The sequence below is a fragment of the Mycobacterium sp. ACS1612 genome, assembly GCF_001667505.1.
Taxonomy (GTDB): Bacteria; Actinomycetota; Actinomycetes; order Mycobacteriales; family Mycobacteriaceae; genus Mycobacterium.
Genome location: NZ_LZHZ01000030.1, coordinates 1 through 16,185 on the forward strand (window position 1 = coordinate 1; position 16,185 = coordinate 16,185).

Consider the following 16,185-nt stretch of genomic DNA (forward strand, 5'->3'; position numbering starts at 1 on the left):
GGCGGGGGCAATGCCGGTGTCGGCGGTGAAGTGATCAACCCCGTCGGCGCTTCAGACAACTTAGGAGCTGCAGGAGGCGGAGCGGGCTTCGTTCAGACGACGATACAGCCCGGCGTCATCGTGGAAGTGCCGATGTCGAATATGGCCCTGTCGCCTGATGGCCGCGCGATGCTGGACCTCGACAACATCCATATCAAAGCCGACGCTTGTGGAGGCGACGTCACTTTGCGGTCCTATGCCTATCTACGTGTCGCGACAGCACTGACGCATACCGGGTTAGCCGTTTACGGCGATCCCATGAAGATTTGAGAACAGGGGGACAGAGTCCGTGGGTTTACGAATCCGATTCCGCCGCAACGCCATTGCATCAGCCATCTGTGTGTGCGCCGCCGCCCTACTCACTTCGGCCACCGCGGAGGCAGAGCCGCCGCCACCGCCGCCAATCCCCGGCTACCCGGTACCGCAGCTGTTCGTACCGGGCAATCCCGGGAAACCGCTCTTCATGCAGGATTTTTCGCAGGAGTTCGCTCCGTACACCCCGCCGGCGCAGACCGACGCCCGAGGAGTCTTCGTTGCCACCAACGCGAACTCGGGGCAGGTCGTCGTCGGTATGCCGGGATCACGGCTCGGAGTGGTGTCGCCGCGAATCGGGCCGTATGCCGGACCCCCGGGCTTTCAAACGCAGGGTTTCGGGCCGGGGGTGATAATCGGCAGCATGGGCGAACCGGCCACCGAGGTAGACCCGTACGGACACCGCCCGCCCGCCTCGTCCGCCGGTGAGCTGTCGCCATTCGGCATCACCGCTAATACGGGAACCGCACTCGAGAGCGCCGGGGTAGAGGTCGCCACGATGGGCGGGACCGCTGGACTCGAGGATCCGAACGGCCAACCGCCGGCTACCCCAGGGCCCGTCGGCCTTCCCGTGTTTCCGCCGCCGCAGCCCAACCCATAGCGGGGCGGCGATGCCCTCGGCGTCCCGATGACCGACTAGATACCGAAAGTCGCGCGCAGCCGGCGCGGCTTACCTAACGTTTGCGGAGATGGACAATCCACAAGTTCGCTCGGTCAACCCCGCCATTCGCGACGCGATCACCCGGCGACTGCACCGACGGTCGGTCGTCGATGGAAAGATCACTCTGCCCGCCGTTCCCGGCATGATCGACCAGTACGTATCGCTGTGCGAGACACTGTTCGCGACGCTGGGCCGCCCGTTCACCGCCGAGCAGATGGCTCACGTCCGGGAAGTCCTCGAGGGCCAACTGGCGGAGGCATACGCGAAATCGCCGCGATCCAACATCGTGATCACCTACGACGCACCCGTCGGGACCGTGCTCAACTATCACGTCAGGGCCGAATGGTGGACGGTCGAGGGTGCCTACGAGAACTGGATCAGCACGCGCAAACCACCACTGTTCGGGACCGAACCGGATGCGCGGGTGTGGGCGCTGGCCGGCCAGGCACCCGATCCGTCGACGCACCGGGTCCTCGACATCGGTGGGGGCACCGGCCGCAACACGCTGGCCCTCGCCCGACGCGGCCATCCGGTCGATGTGGTGGAGATGACCCCGAAGTTCGCCGAGATCATCCGGGCCGAGGCCGCGAAGGAATCGCTCGACGTGCGGGTGATCGAACGCGACATCTTCTCTACCGAGGACGACCTGCGCCGCGACTACCACCTGATACTGCTCTCCGAGGTGGTATCCGACTTCCGGTCGGCACAGCAGTTGCGCGCGGTGTTCGAATTGGCCACCCAGTGCCTGGTCGCGGGCGGGCATCTGGTGTTCAACATCTTCCTCGCCAAGCCCGGATATACGCCTGACGACGGTGCCCGCGAACTCGGACAGCAGTGCTACACAACGATTTTCACCGTGCAAGAGTTGTCCTCGGCGGCGTCCGGTCTAGCGCTGCGCCTGGTGTCCGACGACTCCGTCTACGAGTACGAGATGGCGAATCTTCCGGAGGGTGGCTGGCCGCCGACCAGTTGGTACGCGGATTGGGTCAGCGGACGCGACGTATTCGACGTGCCGCGTGAGCAGAGCCCGATCGAGATGCGCTGGCTGGTCTATCGAAAGCCGGACTGGTAGACGCACGTGGCGAAACTCGAGTTGTCCCGCGACCTTTCCCTGCCGCCAGAGGATGCCTGGGCGCATGCCTCCAATCTGGCCGAGCTCGGTGACTGGTTGGTCATGCACCAGGGGTGGCGCGGCGAGCTACCGGCCGAACTCGTCAACGGCGTGACGCTGGTCGGCGTCGCGGGGGCGAAAGGTTTGCGCAACCGCGTCACATGGACGGTGCGGGACGTCGATCCGCCGCGGCTACTCGAGATGACCGGCGAGGGCGTCGGCGGCACGAAGTACGGGTTGCGGATGACGGTCGCGCCGACGGCCTCGGGGTCGTCGTTCACGTTCGAACTCGATCTCGGTGGCAGGCCGCTGTTCGGGCCGATCGGCGCGGCGGCGGCGCGAGCTGTGAAGGGCGATATCGAGCGGTCGATCCAGCGCTTCGAGGAACTGTACGGCTGACGATGTTCGCGGGGTTTGCGTCTCGACTTCTTCACGGCGCCGAGTTCGACGACGATGACTGAAACGGCCGGTGGAACGGCGATCGGGCGCCCCCGCACCGCACGGCTGGTATTGGGTGTCGCCTGCTGTATCGCAGGGATACCGCCTGCCGCGTGGGGCTGCTAGCTGACCGGGTCCGCGTGTTCGGGGTCCGCCTCGATCAGCGCCAACTCGTGCGTGACGTCCAGAGACCGGGTGAGCAGCACGTAGACGACACCGGAGACCAGCAGTCCGACGGCGAACGCGATGTCGACATCGCCCATCGCCGCCGCGACCGGGCCGGTGAAGAACGGCAGCACCACGAACGGGATCTCTGCGAGGATGCCAACCAGAAACGCGGTGATACCCCGCCACGACCATGCCCCGTAGATCCCGTCGGGGGTGAACAGGTCTGCGATCGCGTAGTGACCGCGCCGCACGAAGAAGTAGTCGGTGAGGTTCACCGCGGTCCACGGCACCAGCAGGTAGAGCATGATCAGCAGCGTGGTGTTGAGCGCCGTCGTCGCGTTGGTCAGCAGCAAGCTCATCACGAACCATGCGACAGCCAGCACGACGATCGTCACCACGCGCAGACGTCGGGTGGGCCGAACTGGCCGCAGCGAGTCCAAAGCCGTTACCACCGTGAGCATTCCGCTGTAGGCATTCAGGCCCATGGTGGCCACCAGCACCAGCGTGGACACGATCGCGAGCACGCCTCCGAGATGCCACGCCGCCGCATTACCGGTCTCGTTGATGCCCGCCAACGCGTCACTGGCGCCGAGATACGTCGCCATCCACGCCCCGATCGGGATCAACCAGGCGGGCGAACCGGCAGCCCCGATGAACACCGAGGCGATGATCGAGGCCGGTTTGGTGTCGCGGGGCAGGTAGCGGCTGTAGTCGGAGACGTACGGCGCATAGGTGATGTTGTACGAGGCCGCGACACCGAACTGCGCCAGGAAGCCGACCCAGGAAAACGCCGTCGCGGTCGGCGGCCCACCTTCGACGCCACCGAACAACACGCGGACGGTCAGAATGACCCACAGCGGCAACGAAATCCAGAACAGGATTCGGAACGACTTGTGCAGCAGATCGTGTCCGAAGATGGCGAGCAGTGCCGCGATCACCGTGATGGCCGCAGCCACTACGACCGGGTTCCAGCCGAAGATCGACTGCAGACCCGATTTGATGATCACGACGTCGACTACGTTGAAGCCGACGAACGTGAACAACGTGCCGATCAGCGGAAGCAGCACACCGCGAAACCCGAACTGCGCGCGGGACTGGATCATCTGCGGAAGCCCGAGCACCGGTCCCTGGGTGGCGTGAAAGGCCATGAAGAGGGTGCCGAACGCGACGCCTGCGATGCCCGCGACAATGCTCCACCACAGTGACAGTCCGAGGCTCGGGCCGACGAACCCGAGCGCCAGCGTGAAGGGCTGGAAGTTCCCGACGAACCAGAACGGGCCCTGGTGGCTGACCTTGCCGTGACGTTCGTCGTCGGGAACGTAGTCGATGGACCGCGTTTCGATCCTGCTGGCGGCGGGAGATTCCACGCGTCATACCTTGCGCCGCACCGCGCTGCTGCGCCATGGCGGAGATGTCCAACCGGTGACGATGTCGTGGACAATCTGTCCAATGCTCGCGACGGGCCGTCTTGACGTAACCTCCCACCATGGTCAGGATCGCGTGCTGCCAGATCGACCCGAAGATCGGCGAGTTGGCCGCCAACACGGAGTTGATCGAGGAGCAGATTCGTGAGGCGGTGTCCGCAGACGCCGACATCGTGGTGCTTCCCGAGCTTGCCACGTCCGGATACATGTTCGCCGATGCGGAAGAGGCGCGGGCGGTCGCGGTGACACCCACCCACCCGATGTTCGCCAACTGGTCTGCGGTCGCAGGCGACTCGATCGTCATCGCGGGCGTCTGCGAACTCGGCGACGACGACCGGCTGTACAACACTGCGGTCATGGTCGACGCAGGCGGGGTGGTCGCCACGTATCGCAAAACGCACCTGTGGGACCGCGAGAAGCTCATCTTCACTCCGGGTGGCGTGCTGCCGCCGGTCACCAAGACCCGGCACGGCGCGATCGCGGTCATGGTCTGCTATGACATCGAGTTCGGCGAGTTGACCCGACGGGTGGCACTCGACGGTGCGGAACTGATCGCCGCCCCGGTGAACTGGCCGCTGTTCCCGCGGCCAGAGGGGGAGCGTCCCGGCGAGGTGATCACCGCCATGTCGACGGCCAGAACCAACAAGATCGCCGTCGCGTGTTGTGACCGCACGGGCGTCGAGCGCGGCCAGCCGTGGACCGAGGGCACCGCGATCATCGACCCGGACGGGTGGGTCGTCGCCTCGGCGGGCCCTGGCGCGGCGATGGCCGTCGCCGATGTCGACCTGACCGCCACACACGACAAGACGTTGACCGAACACGTTCACCTGTTCGACGACCGTCGCGTCGACCTGTACTAGCCGCGCAGCAACCCGGCCGCGAACCGCAGGTCCGACACCAGCCCCTCGAACGCCTTCTCCCTGTCCTCAGGCGGACCGCGCAGCACAGAGGACGGATGCACCGTCACGGCCACCCGCGGATCGAGATCCTCGGTCTCGGGGAGGTGCAACGCTTCGCCTCGGTGCTGAGTCAATCGAAAGTCGTTGCCCATCAACGATTTCGCTGCCGTCGCGCCGAGCAGCACCACCACGTCCGGTTCGACCGACATCATCTCCGCGAACAGCCAGGGCCGGCACGCCACCACCTCGGTGCGGCTCGGGGTCTTGTGAATCCGGCGCTTACCGCGCTCGGCCTGGGCGAACTTGAAGTGTTTGACCGCGTTGGTGACGTACAACCGGTCCCTGTCGACGCCCGCCGCGGCGAGCGCCTTGTCCAGCAGCCTGCCCGCTGGCCCCACGAACGGGGCGCCCGCCTTGTCCTCCTGATCGCCCGGTTGCTCACCGACGAGCATCATCTCCGCATCCCGCGCACCCGCGCCGAACACCGTCTGGGTGGCGTTGAGGAAGAGGTCGCAGCCCTTGCAACCATGCGAAGCCTCGGCCAGGATGGCGAGGTCGCGGCTGTCGGGGACGAAGTCGGCGGCGGTCACACCGGACGGTTACCCCTCAACGGGTCGACTTCACCACCTGAGCGAAGTTGAACTGCCACCGTTCGACGATGTGGAAACCCATCCGCTCCGGCACCTGATACGCCGGTGCCCGCTTCAGTCGGGGGCCGGGATCCAGGCCGGGACCGCTCTCTCGGTCGGGCACGGCGCCGTCGCGTTCGGACACCGTCCACAGCACCGTGCAGCGCCTCACTTGATCGGCGACAGCCCAGATGCCGAGGTGCGCGTCCCACAATCGGTTGCGTTCGGGCGCCCGCGTGCCGCGTCCCGGGTCGACGAGCTTCTGGTAGGCGGCGGGTCGCGCAGCGGTCAACGGCCTGATCGGACCCGGCTTCCATGATGTGGTGTTGTCGAGGATGAGGCAGTCGCCTGGGGAGGCGTGCGCGGTCACGACATCAGCGACTTGACTGAAGTCCATGCCTTCCTTTGCGTACGGCCCGCGTTGCGCCAACAGATAATTCGGGGTGGCCGCCAGCGCGAACGTCGCCAACACCGCCGCGGCGCGCTCGCGGGTGCGAAACAGGCTCACTACGCAGACCGACAACAGCAGCGCCATCGCCGGCGTGGTGCAGCAGAGATACCGCGGGTAGTAGACGGGTTGGGCCACCACCGAATACAGCACCACCACCATGGTCGGCAGCACGATCCACGCGATCGCGATGCCCGCGAGGTGTCGGTCACCCGGTGCCCACCGACGCCGCACGACGAGCCCGCCCGCCAGCACCATGCCAGCCAGCACCGCGAAACCGACGCTGTGGTCGAAGTACTGCTCCTGCACGATTTCGGCCAAGGTTCCGGCCCCGATCGGGGAGATCCATCCGACCTGCGCGATCTGGGTGCGGCAGAACAACAGGAACGGCGCGACGGCCAGCACCCCCACCGTCGCCGCGGCCGCCCACCGCACGACCGTCGCCCTGTTCCCCGCGACGATCGGCACCACCATCGCGTGCACCAGAACCATCAGCACCATGAACACGTTGAGAACGGTCGAGACCGCGACGGCCATTGCGTACAGCGGCCACAGCGTCGCGGTGTTCCTCCGTGCGATGAAGACCACGAACACCGTCAGCCACACCGCCGCCGCGGCGGTCAGCGCGTACGACCGGGCTTCGATGCCCGCCCATGTGATGCGGGGCAGGATGGCGAACGTCACACCGGCGCACACCGCGACCGCGCGAGTCGAAAACTGTTTTCCCACAACGACAACGCCCGCCGCCGCGAGGCCGACCGCAAGGGAACTCGACAGTCGTGTCCAGAACTCGGTCGCCGGGAACAGGGTGAACCAGCCGTGCATCAGGAAGTAGTACAGCCCGTGCACCGCGTCGATGTTTTGCAGCAGGCCCCACAGTTCGGGCACCGGTCGGGTGGAGGCCGAGATCGTGGCGGCCTCGTCGAACCACAGCGACGGTCTGGCTGCGCCCGCCGCGCATACCGCAACAGCGAACACGGCGACGAGCACCGGGTCACACCGTCCGACCCCGGCCTCGACTCGCGGCTGTTTGCGCGCAAGGCGCGATGATGTGATTGAGATCTCCACGCCCCCCGTACCCCTCTCGGTGACGGCAAAACCGTAACCCGTGATTACGCTGCGCGCTCGCGAAAGACCGCTATCACCTCAGATTTTGACGGTGTCGTAGGACCAGTCGCCGACTTCCGTTGTGGCCGTGGTGCGTTCAGATGTTTGATCTGCATCACGTCGGCAATGCCGTTGCGACACGGTCGTTCGAGTCAGCAACCGCGTCGCATCCATCACTTATGGTGCGCTTGCGACCTAACCCACGGTTACCATCAGGTGTCGTGAATCGCGCCCCTGGTCAACGGGCAAAGGGTTACTGTCTCGGGTGGCGTTGTAACTGACACTGGGAGGATTTGGATGAGCGGCTACACCACCATCGTCGTCGGCACGGACGGATCAGATTCGTCGTTGCGCGCGGTGGACAAGGCCGGCCAGATCGCCGCCGGGTCGGATGCGACGGTGATCGTCGCGACCGCCTACTTCCCCCAGAGTGAGGATCAGCGCGCGGCCGACGTACTCAAGGACGAGGGCTACAAGATGGCCGGCAACGCGCCGATCTACGCCATCCTGCGTGAGGCCAGGGACCGCGCGGCGGCGGCAGGCGCGAAGAACGTCGAAGAGAAGGCGGTCGTCGGGGCCCCCGTGGACGCGCTGGTCGACCTGGCGGCGGAAGTCAACGCCGATTTGCTCGTGGTGGGCAACGTCGGCCTGAGCACCATTGCCGGGCGGTTGCTCGGTTCGGTGCCTGCCAACGTGGCACGCCGGTCGAAGACTGACGTGCTCATCGTCCACACCACCCCCTGATAGGGGCTGTTACGTACTCGACGCCTTCGCGATCTCGGCGATCGCTGAATCCAGCGTCGAGTTGAACTCCTGATCGCTCTGCTGCGCGGTGAGCCCTTCGGTCAGCGCGCGCGAGAAGCTGGCGATCACACCGTTGTTGCGCGCGAGCTTCTCGCATGCCTCGTCGCGGCTGTAACCCCCGGACAGAGCCACCACCCGAACCACCTTGGGATGCGCGACCAGTTCGGCATACAGGTTGTCGGTGTCGGGCAGGGTCAGCTTGAGCATGACGGCCTGATCGTCGCCGAGCTTGTTGACGCCGTCCAGGAGACCGCCCTTCAGCTGATCCTCGGCCTCGGCCTTGCGCGGGCTGTGGATGTCGACCTCGGGCTCGATGATCGGCACCAGGCCCTTGGCCAACACCTGCTGGGCCACCTCGAACTGCTGCTCGACGACCGCATCGAGGCCTGTGCCGGGCAACTTGATGACCGAGCGCTCCTTGGTGCCGAACACGCCGTTCTCGACGGCGCGATCCAGCAGCGCGTCGAGGCCAGGCATCGGCTTCATCACCTGGGCGCCGTCCTTCTCCTCGGCCAGGCCCTTGTCGATCTTCAGAAACGGCACAATGTTCTTCACGTTCCACAGGTAATCCGCGGACGGCCTGCCGTCGATGGTGCGGTCCATCGTCATCTCGAACAGGATCGCGCCCATGATGCGGTCTCCGTCGAAAACGGGGCTGGTGATGATGCGGGTCCGCATCTCGTGCACCAGGTCGAACATTTGCTCGTCGCCGGAGTAGGCGTCCTCACCGATGCCGTAGAGCTTCAACGCCTTGGGCGTGCTGCCGCCGCTCTGGTCCAGTGCGGCGATGAATCCGGCGCCGTTCTTGGCCTTCTCAAACTGTGCGGTGTTCATGTCTGCCCTTTCGTCCTCGTCGGCTCACAGGCAATCTAGCGTTGCCCGCACAGTCGACCGTCAGCTGGCTCACTCAAATTCTCCTCATTCCGGGTCTGCGGTGGGACACTCCAAGTGGCGGGAGGGCCAATTATGACGTCGACATTGCACCGGGTCGGAATCGCACGTCGCGAGAACGGCGTCCCGCCTCCTGAGGTCCCACTCGCCGATATCGACCTGGCATCGCTCGAGTTCTGGGCCCGCGACGACGACCTCCGCGATGGCGCGTTCGCCACGTTACGACGCGAGTCGCCGATTGCGTTCTTCGAGGTGACGGAGGTCGCGGGGTTCCCGTCGGGCGCCGGCCATTGGGCTCTGACCCGGTTCGACGACATTCACCACGCCAGTCGTCACCCGGAGATCTTCAGTTCGATACCGACGAGCACGTCACTCAACGACGTGCCGCCCGAGACCGCGGAGTTCGCCGGGTCGATGATCAACCTGGACGACCCCCGGCACCTGCGGCTGCGCAAGATCGTCAACCGGGCCTTCACGCCGAAGGTGGTGGCCCGCATCGAGCAGAGCGTGCGGGACCGGGCGCGGGCAATCGTCACCGACATGGTGGCCAACCATCCGAACCGCGAAGCCGACTTCGTCGCCGAGGCGTCCAGCCCGCTACCGCTGCAGGTGATCTGCGACATGATGGGCATCCCGGAGGAAGACGAGGAGAAGGTCTTCCACTGGACCACAGTGATATTGGGCGTTGGCGACGACGAGGTGTCCGGCGAATTCGCCGAGGTGGTGACGACGGTGGTCGAAATGGCCGACTACTCCATGCGACTCGCCGAGCAACGACGAGCGGATCCGCACGACGACCTCACCACGAGCTTGGTGCAGGCCGAGGTCGACGGGGAGCGGCTGACGTCCAGTGAGATCGCGTCCTTCTTCATCCTGTTGTCGGCGGCGGGAAACGAAACCACCCGCAACGCGATCAGCCACGGCATGGTGGCGCTGACCCGCTATCCCGAGGAACGCGAAAAGTGGTGGGCCGACTTCGACGCCGTCGCGCCCACCGCCGTCGAGGAGAGCGTGCGGTGGGCGACGCCGGTTATCTTCATGCGGCGCAACCTAACTCAGGACATTGAGATGCACGGCATAGAGATGAAGGCGGGGGACAAGGTCTCGCTCTGGTACAACTCGGGCAACCGCGACGAAGCCAAGTTCGACAACCCGTGGCTCTTCGACGTGACCCGGGATCCCAACCCGCACGTCGGCTATGGCGGCGGCGGCGCACACTTCTGCCTCGGCGCGAACCTCGCCCGTCGGGAGATCCGGGTGCTGTTCGAAGAACTGCACCGTCAGATTCCCGACATCGTCGCGGTGGAGGAGCCGGCGATCCTGCACTCGGCGTTCATCCACGGCATCAAGCGGCTCCCCGTCGCGTGGTGAGCCTGGACGGCTACCAGCCGCGCTGCTTCCACTCGTCGAGATGCGGGCGTTCCGCGCCGAGGGTGGTGTCGTCGCCGTGGCCTGGGTAGACGACAGTCGAATCGCCGTAGACGTCGAACACCCGGCTGGTGACGCCGCCGATCAGCGTCTCGAAGTCGTCTTTCTTCCCCGTCTTGCCGACACCGCCGGGGAAGAGGCAGTCGCCGGTGAACAGATGGGTGGCCTCGTCGGCACCATCCAGGGCCAGCGCCACCGAACCAGGGGTGTGACCCTGCAGGTGGATGACGTCGAAGGACAGCTTGCCGATTTCGACGGTGTCGCCGTGGGCCAGCGTGCGCTGCGGCTTGACCGGCAACGGTCCGGAGTCGAGCTGGTGTGCGGCGGTCGGCACCCCGGTGGCCGTGGCGACCTGCTCGAGCGCAAGCCAATGATCCTGATGCTGGTGGCTGGTGACGATCAGGGACAGCTTGGGCGCGTACCGCTCGATCAGCTCGAGCAGGATCTCGGCGTCGTTGGCGGCGTCGATGAGTAGCGTCTCGCCGGTCTGGGAACACGTGACCAGGTAAGCGTTGTTGTCCATCGGGCCCACGGAGACCTTCACGATCGACGCGCCGGGCAGCGTGCGCCGCGCCGCGGTTCGGGGTTCGACGTGGCCGGTGTAGTTGTCATCGACGGTTGTCATGCTGCTCACGCTACAAGCGGCGGACAGCGCCCGCGAACTTGTCGGTGGTGGGACATAGCATGGGCATGACTTCTGTCTGCGGGAAGGACGGCGATGAGCGCTTGCGCGAAGAGCGGGGAGGGCAGTTGGCAGACCGCCTGATCATCAAGGGTGCGCGTGAGCACAATCTGCGGAGCATTGATCTTGAATTACCACGCGACGCACTGATCGTTTTCACCGGATTGTCCGGTTCCGGTAAGTCGTCGTTGGCGTTCGACACGATCTTCGCCGAAGGGCAGCGCCGGTACGTCGAGTCGCTGTCCGCGTACGCGCGGCAGTTCCTCGGCCAGATGGACAAACCCGACGTCGACTTCATCGAGGGTCTCTCGCCCGCGGTGTCCATCGACCAGAAGTCCACCAACCGCAACCCGCGCTCGACCGTCGGCACCATCACCGAGGTGTACGACTACCTCCGGCTGCTCTATGCGCGGGCCGGCACGCCGCACTGCCCGGTGTGCGGTGAGCGGATCGCCCGCCAGACCCCGCAGCAGATCGTCGATCAAGTGCTCGCCATGGACGAGGGGCTGCGGTTTCAGGTGCTGGCACCGGTGGTGCGCACCCGCAAGGGCGAGTTCGTCGACCTGTTCGACAAGCTCAATTCGCAGGGGTACAGCCGTGTGCGGGTCGACGGGGTGGTGCATTCGCTGACCGACCCGCCGAAGCTGAAGAAGCAGGAGAAACACGATATCGAGGTGGTCGTCGACCGCCTGACCGTCAAGGCCAGTGCCAAGCAGCGGTTGACCGACTCGGTGGAGACGGCGCTGAACCTGGCCGACGGCATCGTGGTGCTCGAGTTCGTCGACCGCGAGGACGACCACCCGCATCGCGAACAGCGCTTCTCCGAGAAACTGGCCTGTCCGAACGGCCACCCGTTGGCCGTCGACGACCTGGAGCCACGGTCGTTCTCGTTCAATTCGCCGTACGGCGCGTGCCCCGAGTGCACTGGACTCGGTATCAAGAAGGAGGTCGACCCGGACCTCGTCGTGCCGGACCCGGACCTGACGCTCGCCGAGGGTGCCATCGCGCCGTGGTCGATGGGGCAGACCGCCGAGTACTTCACCCGGATGCTGGCGGGCCTCGGCGACCAACTCGGTTTCGACGTCGATACCCCGTGGAAGAAGCTGCCCGCCAAGGCTCGCAGGGCGATTCTCGAGGGCTGCGACGAGCAGGTGCACGTGCGGTATCGCAACCGGTACGGCCGAACCCGTTCCTACTACGCCGATTTCGAAGGCGTGATGGCGTTTCTGCAACGCAAGATGGAGCAGACTGACTCCGAGCAGATGAAGGAACGCTACGAGGGCTTCATGCGCGACGTTCCGTGCCCGGAGTGCGCGGGCACCAGGCTGAAGCCGGAGATTCTGGCGGTGACGCTGGCGGCGGACAGTGAGCACAAGTCCATCGCCGAGGTCGCGGAACTGTCGATCGCCGATTGTTCGCGGTTCCTCAATGCGCTGACACTGGGGCCACGCGAGCAGGCGATCGCTGGGCAGGTGCTCAAAGAGATCCAGTCGCGGCTGGGCTTCCTGTTGGATGTCGGGCTTGACTATCTGTCGTTGTCGCGGGCGGCGGCCACGCTCTCCGGCGGTGAGGCGCAACGCATTCGGCTGGCCACCCAGATCGGCTCGGGACTGGTCGGCGTGCTGTACGTGCTCGACGAGCCGTCCATCGGCCTGCACCAGCGCGACAACCGCCGGCTGATCGAAACGTTGATCCGGCTGAGGGATTTGGGCAACACGCTGATCGTCGTCGAACACGACCTGGACACCATCGCGCACGCCGACTGGGTGGTGGACATCGGCCCGTTCGCCGGTGAGCACGGCGGGCGCATCGTGCACAGCGGTCCGTACGACGAGCTGTTGCGCAACCCGGATTCGCTTACCGGAGCGTATCTTTCGGGCAAGGAGCAGATCGCGGTGCCCGCCATCCGGCGGCCGACCGACCGCAAGCGTCAACTCACGGTGGGGGGCGCGCGCGAGCACAACCTGCGTGATATCGACGTGGCGTTCCCGCTCGGTGTGCTGACCTCGGTGACGGGCGTCTCGGGGTCCGGCAAGTCGACGTTGGTCAACGACATCCTGGCCTCGGTGTTGGCGAACAAGCTCAACGGCGCGCGGCAGGTGCCGGGCAGGCACACCCGCGTTACCGGGTTGGACAAGCTCGACAAGCTGGTTCGGGTGGACCAGTCGCCCATCGGCCGCACCCCACGGTCGAATCCGGCCACCTACACCGGGGTGTTCGACAAGATCCGCACACTGTTCGCTGCGACCACCGAGGCGAAGGTGCGGGGTTATCAACCGGGCCGCTTCTCGTTCAACGTCAAAGGTGGCCGCTGTGAAGCGTGTTCGGGTGACGGCACCATCAAGATCGAGATGAACTTCCTGCCGGATGTGTACGTGCCGTGCGAGGTGTGCCAGGGCGCCCGGTACAACAGGGAAACGCTCGAGGTGCACTACAAGGGCAAGACCATCGCCGAGGTGCTCGACATGTCGATCGAGGACGCGGCGGAGTTCTTCGCGCCGATCAGTTCGATCCACCGGTACCTGCAGACGCTGGTCGACGTCGGCCTTGGATATGTGCGGCTCGGGCAGCCGGCGCCGACGCTGTCCGGCGGTGAGGCGCAGCGCGTGAAGCTGGCGTCCGAGCTGCAGAAGCGGTCGACCGGACGCACGGTGTACATCCTCGACGAGCCGACCACGGGCCTGCATTTCGAGGACATCCGCAAGTTGCTCGGTGTGATCAACGGCCTTGTCGACAAAGGCAATTCGGTGATCGTCATCGAGCACAACCTCGACGTGATCAAGACGTCGGACTGGATCATCGACATGGGTCCCGAAGGCGGTGCAGGCGGCGGCACGGTGGTCGCGGCGGGTACGCCGGAGGAAGTGGCCGTCAACCCCGACAGCTACACCGGGCATTTTCTCGCCGAGGTACTCGACGTGCCGCGGCCCAAGCCCACGAAACGCGGCCGCAAGGTCAGCGCCTAGTTACCGCTAGCAGGTAGCGCAAATGGAGCGCTAGCTGTGCAGACGCTGAACGTCGCCGACGCGATGCTTGATGGCTATGACGTTCTTCATTGCGACATCGGTGGCCGCGGTGGTCACCGGCGTTGTCGTCGAGTGGGCCCAGCGCCGCTGTGAGCTGTGGGCCCAGCTCCGCGACAAAGACAAGTGAGCTCTTTCGGGGCGAGGAGTCGTTGACTTTACGCTCACGGATGTCGGCTCTCGCGCATTTCCGCGCCGTAGACGCAGAGCCAATGCACAGGCAACTAGCCGCGAGACAGCGGCGACGGGAAGCGCGGGCTCACCCGCACCCCGTCCAGCCACGCCGTCAACTCCTCGGCCCGCTTGGTCAGCGCCCGCTTCGCATCGCGGCTGACACTCTCCAGTAGTCGCAGTTCCACCCGGCCGGCGTCGTCCTGACCCCACCCGCCGACGATCCGCCCGTTCCACCACGCCGTCGGACCGCCGTTGCCGTTGGTGTCGAACACCTGGCCGCGGTGCCCGCCGAGATACCACTCCCTGCCGTACCAGCCCATCGTCGTGACGTCGAGACCCGGCAGCAGCGCACACCACGGTTCGACGTCGGGTTCGGTGTCGAGATCGTCGGGCAGCGCATAGCCGGCTGTGCCGTCGAGGTCGACCTCGACGGCGTCGATGTCCCGCAGCGCGTGCCGCGCCCACGTCAGCGTGTTGCCGAACCACCACTTGATGTCGGTCTCGATGGCGGGCCCGAACGCGCGCAGCCACCTTCGCACCAATTCGGCGCGCGCCGACTCCGGCGCCTCGGCTGCCGCGCCCGACGGCAACCACGCGGCCGTCGGCGTCCACTGCGGCCGGGACACCGTCCATGCGCCGTCATTGGGCCCCCGCACGATGTCGCCCCGTACCGAGAGCACCGTCAAAACCCTTGGCGCCAAAGGTGTTTCGCCGCCCCACCGCTTGCCAGGCGCATAGTCGTAGCGACCTGCCAGCTCGGGCAGCGCCTCGCGCAGTTCCTTCGCGGTGGCCGCACCGTGGTCGCCGAGGTGCCGCAGCACCGCCGCGCAGGCGGTGTTCAGCCACGCGGCGCCGTCCTTGGCGATCCCCGCCTTCTGCGCGTCGGCGACCAGGCGCCTGCGCTCGTTGTCGGCGACCCGGTCGCTGGCCGCGGACTGGATCAGCGGCAGGTCTGCGGCTCGCACCGTCCACAGGGTGCGCCGCATCGCGAGGTGCTTGAGCAGCGTGCGGTGTTCGTAGAGTTCGGTGTCCAGGTCGCCGACGGTGAATCCGTTGAGCCGCGCCCACAGCGACAGGTACGGCGTGGCCGGGTCCGTGGCGTGCAGGCCGACCAAGTCTGCCACCGCATGGTCGATGGAGTCCGCGGGCTGGGCGAGGAATTGCCGCCGCCCAAGGCGTGCCCGCCGCTCCTCAACAGTGAATGACCGCATCGCCGAAGAACCGTACCTGCGTAGGCCGACAAAGTTTGGGATCGGTAGCCGTTGCCGCGAATTTGACTGACCCCACAACGGACGCCATCGGGGCGACGTATGGAGAAGGGAAGATTCGATGAATCGAATTGTCGTGGGTGTGGTCGGGCTGGCCGCCGCCACCGCCGTGATGGTCGGTTGTTCCGACAACGAGAGCGGCCCGGCGGCAGTCACGGCCGCGGGCGGCGGCCAGGTCAGCACCGGTGGCAGCACCGAGGTCAAGGTCGACGGCAAGGACCTCTCCGGTCTGGATCTCAAGTCGGTCACCTGCGTCAAGCAGGGCGGCAAGATCAACGTCGCCAGCGGTGCGATCAACGGGCAGGCGGGTCTCGCGGTCGTGATGACCGACGCGAACCCCCCGACCGTCGACTCGCTGGGCATGTCGGTCGACGGAAACGCGTTGGCCGTCACCAGCACCATGGGCGCGCAGGTCGGCAAGGCCGACGTCAAGGTCGACGGCAGCACCTACACCATCACCGGTGAGGCCACGGGCGCAGACGTCAAGAACCCGATGGCAGGGATGATCACCAAGCCGTTCACCGTGAAGGTGACGTGCAGCTGATCGGTCCCACCCCCGAAGCGGGGGGGGGGGGGGGGGGCGCCCCCCCCCCGCCCCCCCCCCCCCCGGGGCGCGGGGCCCCCCCCCCCCCCCCGGCGCGGGGGGGGAGAGGACGGCCCCGCGCCGCCTCGCCGGCCG

At 66.2% G+C, this 16,185-nt stretch carries 15 protein-coding genes; 9 read left to right on the forward strand and 6 right to left on the reverse strand.

What is annotated here, in order from left to right; genetic code table 11:
* From A5724_RS12225 to A5724_RS12240, 4 genes are all read left to right on the forward strand, one after another.
* The coding region (locus A5724_RS12225; protein ID WP_197518630.1) for an MspA family porin at window positions 1–309 on the forward strand (309 nt) is incomplete at its 5' end.
* A gap of 19 nt (window positions 310–328) precedes the next feature.
* On the forward strand, window positions 329–952 hold the full coding sequence (locus A5724_RS12230) for a hypothetical protein (RefSeq protein WP_156752248.1): 624 nt from the start codon (window positions 329–331) through the stop codon (window positions 950–952).
* Between the two features lie 88 nt (window positions 953–1,040).
* Window positions 1,041–2,084: a bifunctional 2-polyprenyl-6-hydroxyphenol methylase/3-demethylubiquinol 3-O-methyltransferase UbiG gene (locus tag A5724_RS12235; protein ID WP_067801458.1), complete on the forward strand. Its 1,044-nt coding sequence runs from the start codon at window positions 1,041–1,043 to the stop codon at window positions 2,082–2,084.
* Window positions 2,085–2,090: 6 nt separating this feature from the next.
* A complete protein-coding gene (locus tag A5724_RS12240) occupies window positions 2,091–2,522 on the forward strand; it encodes an SRPBCC family protein (RefSeq protein WP_067801461.1) in 432 nt (143 codons plus the stop codon).
* A gap of 161 nt (window positions 2,523–2,683) precedes the next feature.
* Here A5724_RS12240 and A5724_RS12245 read toward each other — a convergent pair whose 3' ends face one another.
* Complete coding sequence (locus A5724_RS12245; protein WP_067801464.1) at window positions 2,684–4,096, reverse strand: cytosine permease; 1,413 nt, start codon at window positions 4,094–4,096, stop codon at window positions 2,684–2,686.
* Window positions 4,097–4,215: 119 nt separating this feature from the next.
* Between A5724_RS12245 and A5724_RS12250 the strand changes: the two genes are divergently transcribed.
* Complete coding sequence (locus A5724_RS12250) at window positions 4,216–5,013, forward strand: nitrilase-related carbon-nitrogen hydrolase (protein WP_067801466.1); 798 nt, start codon at window positions 4,216–4,218, stop codon at window positions 5,011–5,013.
* On the opposite strand, the gene A5724_RS12255 is transcribed toward A5724_RS12250, so the two are convergent.
* A complete protein-coding gene (locus A5724_RS12255) occupies window positions 5,010–5,642 on the reverse strand; it encodes a UdgX family uracil-DNA binding protein (RefSeq protein ID WP_067801471.1) in 633 nt (210 codons plus the stop codon). The two genes, A5724_RS12250 and A5724_RS12255, sit on opposite strands and share 4 nt — an antisense overlap.
* A gap of 16 nt (window positions 5,643–5,658) precedes the next feature.
* Complete coding sequence (locus tag A5724_RS12260) at window positions 5,659–7,119, reverse strand: hypothetical protein (RefSeq protein WP_067801494.1); 1,461 nt, start codon at window positions 7,117–7,119, stop codon at window positions 5,659–5,661.
* A 414-nt stretch (window positions 7,120–7,533) separates the two neighbouring features.
* Between A5724_RS12260 and A5724_RS12265 the strand changes: the two genes are divergently transcribed.
* The gene (locus tag A5724_RS12265; protein WP_067801474.1) at window positions 7,534–7,980 is read left to right on the forward strand and encodes a universal stress protein; all 447 of its coding nucleotides are present in this window, start codon (window positions 7,534–7,536) and stop codon (window positions 7,978–7,980) included.
* A 9-nt stretch (window positions 7,981–7,989) separates the two neighbouring features.
* Here the strand turns inward: A5724_RS12265 and A5724_RS12270 are convergent, their stop codons facing one another.
* A complete protein-coding gene (locus A5724_RS12270; protein ID WP_067801477.1) occupies window positions 7,990–8,874 on the reverse strand; it encodes a fructose bisphosphate aldolase in 885 nt (294 codons plus the stop codon).
* Between the two features lie 132 nt (window positions 8,875–9,006).
* Between A5724_RS12270 and A5724_RS12275 the strand changes: the two genes are divergently transcribed.
* On the forward strand, window positions 9,007–10,302 hold the full coding sequence (locus A5724_RS12275) for a cytochrome P450 (protein ID WP_067801480.1): 1,296 nt from the start codon (window positions 9,007–9,009) through the stop codon (window positions 10,300–10,302).
* 10 nt (window positions 10,303–10,312) lie between these two features.
* Here A5724_RS12275 and A5724_RS12280 read toward each other — a convergent pair whose 3' ends face one another.
* Window positions 10,313–10,984 carry an MBL fold metallo-hydrolase gene (locus tag A5724_RS12280; RefSeq protein WP_067801485.1) on the reverse strand — a complete coding sequence of 224 codons (672 nt, stop codon included), beginning with the start codon at window positions 10,982–10,984 and terminating at the stop codon, window positions 10,313–10,315.
* Window positions 10,985–11,109: 125 nt separating this feature from the next.
* On the opposite strand from A5724_RS12280, the gene uvrA reads away from it, so the two are divergent.
* Complete coding sequence (uvrA, locus tag A5724_RS12285; RefSeq protein WP_067801496.1) at window positions 11,110–14,007, forward strand: excinuclease ABC subunit UvrA; 2,898 nt, start codon at window positions 11,110–11,112, stop codon at window positions 14,005–14,007.
* A 281-nt stretch (window positions 14,008–14,288) separates the two neighbouring features.
* Here uvrA and A5724_RS12290 read toward each other — a convergent pair whose 3' ends face one another.
* Complete coding sequence (locus A5724_RS12290; protein WP_067801488.1) at window positions 14,289–15,449, reverse strand: winged helix DNA-binding domain-containing protein; 1,161 nt, start codon at window positions 15,447–15,449, stop codon at window positions 14,289–14,291.
* 118 nt (window positions 15,450–15,567) lie between these two features.
* Between A5724_RS12290 and A5724_RS12295 the strand changes: the two genes are divergently transcribed.
* Window positions 15,568–16,050 carry a lipoprotein LpqH gene (locus A5724_RS12295; RefSeq protein WP_067801491.1) on the forward strand — a complete coding sequence of 161 codons (483 nt, stop codon included), beginning with the start codon at window positions 15,568–15,570 and terminating at the stop codon, window positions 16,048–16,050.
* Window positions 16,051–16,185 lie beyond the last annotated feature (135 nt).